Origin of the sequence: Neptunomonas qingdaonensis (genome assembly GCF_900113275.1) — a bacterium.
Taxonomy (GTDB): Bacteria; Pseudomonadota; Gammaproteobacteria; order Pseudomonadales; family Balneatricaceae; genus Neptunomonas; species Neptunomonas qingdaonensis.
Window position 1 is genome coordinate 253,842 of the sequence record NZ_FOOU01000006.1, and the last position, 6,777, is coordinate 260,618.

Below are 6,777 nucleotides of genomic sequence, written 5' to 3' on the forward strand. Positions count from 1 at the left end.
CTATTACACATCCGCTTTTCAGGATATAGCGTTATAAAAAATCTATATTTCAATCTGTTTAACCATTGTATTAATTAAGTGTAAGACACATTCGCAGTCCTTCAAGTTTTTCACCTTAGAAAATTGCTCCAAATCATCCGCTGACTTAGTAAACTCATCAAGTCCAACACTGCCCGCCGCACCTTTCAGCCAATGCGCCAGCTCAGCTAACACCTCAAATTCCATGTTTTCATGTGCACTATTCATTGCATCCACTTGCTCATGCAACCGGGTGACAAATCGTTCAACAATGGGACGGAATTTTTCGTTTTTAGCGAGTAATTTGGAACGTATTTTCGGCTGCTCACCCAGAGCTTTTGATGTACCACCCAATCCTTTAAGCTTGGATAGCAGCAGGTCAGCATCAATATTTTTGATACGAAATACCAATGCCATCACTTTTTCAAAAGATGCAGTGACAGCTGCTTTATCAGCACGTTTGGCCGCTGTTTCAAGCTCTAACGCAGGCTCTGTCAAATCGGCAAAGCCCAAACTCCCTGCTGACCCTTTCAACCAATGCCCAAGATCAGCAAGTGCTGGATAATCAGCCACCAGAATAGCGCGCTGCATCTCGACAATCTGTTCCTGCAAACGCTCAACGAAACGCTGTACGATTTCTTCATACTTAGCATTACTGCTACTGAGTGTAGATTGCAGAACTATCTTAGCCGGCGTTGTCAGAATCGGTGGAATACCGCGGCTATTTTCTGTATTGGTTTCGGCACTCTTCTCGCTATTCGTTTCGGGGCTCGAGGCTATGATCTTCTCGGCACTTTTTTCAACATCTGCCTTATTACCAGGGTCATTGAGCGTTTCAAGCCCCAGACAAGCGCGCTGATGATACTGCTTAACGACTGCCAGGTTTTCACTCACCGCCGAGGCATCAGCTGCTTTTGCCGCCTCTTCAAGCTCTTGTGCAACCTCAGTAAACATAGCGTAGCCGACACTCCCCGCCGAACCTTTAAGCCAATGAGCCAAATCGGCGAGATCTGAAAAACGCTGTGTTTCAAGCGCCGCGTCCATCGCTTCAATCTGCAAACCTAACTTACTGACAAAACGTTTGATGATTTCGAAAAACTTAACATTGACGGCAAGGCTGGAGACTAACGGTTCAAGCGAAGCACGTTTGTCTGGGTGAGGCATGACGGGTTTACTGACTCTGTCAACTTCCGCATGCTTTTCAGTGTGAGCGCCGATAATTTTTTCACCGCCGAGCAATTCCGCCAACAAGCTGATTAACGCCTCTATATCAATCGGCTTAGTCATATAGTGACTATAGCCCGCCTCCATACAGCGCATTTCTATGCCTTTCATCGCATGTGCCGTTAACGCAACAACAGGCTGTTTTATACCCATCTCTCTCATTGCTTTAACAGCCGCATAGCCGTCCATCACGGGCATCTGGACATCCATCAGGATAATATCGAAGTGACTGGCAGCCACTTTTTCTAAACCATCCTGACCATGCACGCCAGTCACAACATCTAACCCGAGGTCTTCAAGAACCAGCCTCACCAGTTCTCTGTTTTCATTACCATCATCAACCACCAGAATGCTCGCTTTGGGTAGACGCCAGGTAAACTTCTCGGGTGATTCATCCTGTTCAAATTTAAAGAATAACTCCTCCGCCGTCAGCCAGGATGTCTCTGCCGAATCATCAACATCTAATACAAGAGAAAAAGTACTCCCCTGACCCGCGGTGCTTTTAACCAAAATATCGCCACCCAGCGCATGGGCGAACTTCTGGCTGATAGAAAGCCCCAGACCCGTTCCACCAAAGCGCCGGGTAATTGAACTATCGGCCTGAACAAACGGATCAAAAACAGAATTAACCTGCTGCTCCGTCATACCGATACCGGTATCTACCACATCTATGTGCAATTGAGGGTCAGATCGATCAGGCACAAAAACACGCACCGTCACAGCCCCTTTATCCGTAAACTTAATAGAGTTACCTATTAAGTTTGTTAAAATCTGACGTACCCGACCCGGGTCGGTACTGATCACATCCGGCAAGTCTGAATCAGCAACAAAATTCAGCTCAAGTCCTTTTTCATCAGCTTTAACCTTCATGGTCTGCATCACCTGCTGGATAAGCTGCACAGGTTTACAGTCAATGGTCTCTACATCCAGATGCCCGGCTTCTACCTTCGATAAATCCAGAATATCATTGATAAGATCCAGCAAATGCTGGCCACTTGAAGAGATAGTATTCAGGTGTTTACGTTGCTCTGGCTGCAGCCCGCCGCGGTCCCGGCGTAATAACTCGGTAAAGCCTAAAATGGCATTCATCGGCGTGCGAATTTCATGGCTCATATTGGCCAGAAACTCACTTTTAGCCCGGTTGGCCATTTCAGCCTCATCTTTTGAACGACGCAGCTCAATATCTTTCTCTTCAAGCTCTGTCACATCATCTAAACTGACGAGGACACCGCCCACTTTCCCTCCGGGAAGTAACACCGGTGAACAGTTCACCATAAAGGATTTTTTAATATCATCTGATAACTGCAAGCGAACAATGTGGTTAGTAATGGGCTTACCGCTGTCCATTGCTATTTTCCACGGGTACTTTTCAACGGAGTCATCATCCTCATGATCTTTCCATGGAAAACTGGACGCTTTAAGCCCAACCAATTTTTCTGCTGGCCGATCCACTAATGTGGCAAATGCCTGATTTGCCAGCACAATATTCTGCTTCACATCCATGACGATTAAACTCTCAGCCATGGTATCAAGTGCCGACCTCACCCGGTCAGGAATCGCTTGAGAAGGATCAAGCTGTTTTAACATTTTCCCCAGATACCAGAAGAAAATAACAAAGCTACTGATGCTGAGAAACAGTACAAAGATGGATACCGGGTTAGTTATAAAGCCCCAGATGCCTGTTGCTTGAATAGGCGTGAATCTCAGCTCAACCTGCCCCCACTGCTGCTCACCTTCCCATACAGGCACCACAATATTTGTGTCCGTTGATTCCCCGCCTTCTACCGGGATCCAGGTCATGGAGTGATCGGCGATATCAGCGAGTAGTGCTTCATCTCTGCGACGAACACCTGCCGATAGCAGTTCCGGATTACGTTTAACCGTCACTTCCAGCGTGGCATGCATACGCTTAATATCGGCACGCGTGATGAACAACGAGGCATTCGTTGCAATCGTTTCGGCTAATGTCAAACGCGCCTGGCGTGAAATATTGCTTTCATTCGGTAACAAGCCAAGTATGGCCGCGATAAGCACCAAACTTATAATGATACTGGCTTGCCCGATAGCAATTCTGGCTTTGGAGCTGTGTTTACCAAATAATCGTTCTATCACTTATAGATCCTTGGTATCTGGAGTTTCGTCTGTATTATCTTTTTGTACTAACTCTTCAAGTGACTCTTCGCCGCTAGCATATACATCAACCCCACCCTCTTCTGAACCCAACGTTGACAAGATAGGCAAAGGATCGATAAACCGCCAGGCAGGCAATGACGTCAATACACTTGAGAGTAAAACACCACTTCGCAGCAACCAGGCGACATAACCAACGGACAAGCTCGTTGACATAGCAATACTACTGCCAACTACCATCTGATCTAAACCTATACGTTGCTGGAACTGTTTCTCCATTTGATCTAATCCATTCATCAAACCACTTGAGTTAACCATCATCAACGGATCAGAAAGTTGCAGCCAACTGGCCTTCAAATCTGTCATGACCGATGTCTGATTGCCGATAGCTAACGCTAACGGCTTAATGTTATTGGTATTAATCTCATTGGGTTCAAATGATGGCAGTTCAGGAGGTGCTACAAATTTCACCGCTGTTGACGCAACCACTTCTGGTGGATTGTCCGCTTCCACTTTGATGGTGACGGGCGCTTTCTCTTCCGCTACCTTGTCTTCAATCTCTTTAACTTCTGCTGGTACTAAAACCTTCTCAGCGAGCGGAGCGCTGGAACCGGACTCGATATCATCGACAGTTACAGTGGCGATTAACGGTGAACTAGAAACCCGCTCGGCCACGCCCGTAAGATCCGTATAACGCGCTTGGACTGTAATCTTCTTACCCATATCCTCATCGGTTAACAGGTAACTGCTGCCGGTGCTGCCAATATCACTACCGTTACGCTGCCAGTGATAGGTAATAGTGCCTAAGCCATCTTCATCGGCAAGGGTGTTGCTTGCTGTCAGTATTTCATTCTCAGCAAATGTGCCACTAATCAGCACCGCACCACTGGGTGCATCATTGACATTGGTTATGCCACTGATGCTGTTACTTAAAACGGCTTCATTAGTGCCGCGAGCATCGGTGTAACGCGCTTCTACCGTGATGGTCTGTCCGACATCGGCATCCACCAGGGTGTAGTTACTGCCGGTGCTGCCGATATCACTGCCGTTACGTTGCCAGTGATAGGTAATCGCACCTAAGCCATCGTCATCGGCGAGCGCGTTGGTCACGGAAAGCGTTTCATTTTCAGCAGGGGTGCCGTCCGTGTTTATAGTCACGCTGCCGGTAGGCGCATCGTTGCTGTTAGTGATGACAATATCAAAGCGGTCGATCACGCTACCGCCATTGCCATCATTGGCGGTGACGACCACTGTGGTGGTGCCGACATCGGCGTTAAGCGGTGTACCGCTGAAGGTACGGGTAGTATCGTCAAAGGTTAACCAGGCGGGCAGTGCCACGCCGCCAGACAAAGTGGCGCTGTAATTCAGACTATCGCCATCCATATCCGTGAAGGTGTTTGCGGCAAATTGAAAACTGAAGACACTATCTTCTGTCACATTTTGGTTAGGAATGAGATTGGCGACGGTCGGCGCATCATTACTGTTCGCCACTACAATATCGAAGGTATCAGTAGCAGGAGTGCCGCCGTTGCCATCATCGGCGCTGACGGTCACGCTGATAGTACCGACGTTAGCATTCAGCGGTGTGCCGCTAAAGGTACGGGTCGCATCGTCAAAAGTAAGCCAGGCGGGCAGTGCTACGCCACCAGGCAAAGCGGCGCTGTAGCTTAACGTGTCACCGGCATCGACATCACCAAAGGTGCCTGCTGCGAAAGTAAAACTGAAGAAGCTGTCTTCGGTGGCATTCTGATCGTTTATGGCGTTATTCAGGGTCGGATCATCATTGGCAGCCCCAACAGTAACCGTGGAGGCAACATCCAAGCTGGCCGTATCGGTGCTACCGCCGCCATTGTCCTGCAATTCAGTGATAGTGATCACACGATTGCCAGTGCTTGGACTTTCACTGTCGTTTTCGTAACGCATGCCATTAATAAGGCTCTCAAGCTGCGTGGCCGTGACTGATCCACCGCTGAAGCTCAAAGTGGCAGTATTGCCGGTGACGCTGACTGTGTAGTTGAAATTGTCGGTGTCGTCACTCTCACCGTGGGTTAGTTCAATATCTTCACCGTCGAGGCTAAGCGTTTCCTCGGAACCATCCAGCACATTACTGACAGTAACAGTAAAGCTTATAAACCGCTGACCTGCTTCAATCGGATCGGCACTGCTGCCGCTGAATAGCGGCACCGGCGAGCCACCTTCGGTAAAGGTCGGGTTGCTGGCGGTAGCTGACAGTGTTGGCGCATCATTGACGTTGGAGAAATTAATAGTCGCCGGCACGGCTGCTGTTGTATTAACACCATCTGATACCGATAGTGAAAACGCCGGAGTCGTTTCATCTCCATTGTCTACAAAGACAACCACACCTGATGTTATCTGGCTTTGAGTAAAAGAGGTAATGGCAACAGCTGGATTACCGCTTAATGCAAACTGCCCGCCAGAAATGCCACTGATTGTGAAGGTAAGCCCTGCATTAGCATCATCAGCATCGGTCGCTGCCAGCATAGCCGGAGTGATCGTGGTGGTTACCCCTTCAGAAAGCACAAAATTATTACTGCTTAATGATGGCGCTGTATTAGCAGCCATGACAGCCACTTCGGAGCTAACCGACAGTGCAGCATTAAAGTCATCTCCGCCGTTGGCAGTGCCACCATCATCGGTCAACCCTCTGATTGTTATTGTGCGTGTCCCTTCGGTCGGATTACTGTTGTCGTTTTGATAAGTCATGTTATCAATCAAACCTTCCAGCACCGCTGGCGTTACGCTGCCGACTCCTGTTGTCAGGTAGATGAATTTATCACCGGCACTCGTGTAAACAAGAAACCCACTGAAATTATCGGTACTTCCGGTATTGCTATTCTGCAGCGCAATACTGCGTCCATCAAAATTGATAATTTCATCTGCGTTATCTTCCTCACCCTCTACAGATATCCACATTTCAATTAAATTCTGTCCACTTTCTATAGAATCAACACTCGTCCCGCTAAACAGTGATACGGCCGCGCCACCTTCGGTAAAGGTCGGATTACTGCCGGTCGCGGTTAAAGTCGGTTCATCATTGACACTTAGCAGCCTCACCGTGGAGGCGATGCTCAGCGCCGCCGTATCGTCACCGCTGTTGGCGGTGCCGCCACTGTCCTGCAGGCTGGTGATCGTCACCACCCGGTCACTGCTGTTCGGATCATTACTGTTGTTCTGATAGCTGATAGCGTCGATCAGCGTCTGCGTGGCCGCGGTGCTCAGCGTACCGCCGCTGAGAGTCAGCGTCGCGGTGCTGCCAGTGACGCTGACGCTGTAGCTCAGAATGTTGGTTGCCGTGGTGCCCGAGGTACCGTTGGTCAATACGATGGCGCTGCCGTCGGCGTTAAGAATTTCACTGCTGCCATCGTTAACGTTAGTGACCGTCAG

At 48.8% G+C, this 6,777-nt stretch carries 2 protein-coding genes; both read right to left on the bottom strand.

The genetic code is table 11. The features are described 5' to 3' along the window. Window positions 1-42: 42 nt before the first annotated feature. Window positions 43-3,354: an Hpt domain-containing protein gene (locus BM099_RS11200; protein ID WP_090728079.1), complete on the bottom strand. Its 3,312-nt coding sequence runs from the start codon at window positions 3,352-3,354 to the stop codon at window positions 43-45. Continuing rightward, window positions 3,355-6,777 (bottom strand): putative Ig domain-containing protein (locus BM099_RS11205; RefSeq protein WP_177201153.1); only part of this gene is annotated, 3,423 nt, incomplete at its 5' end.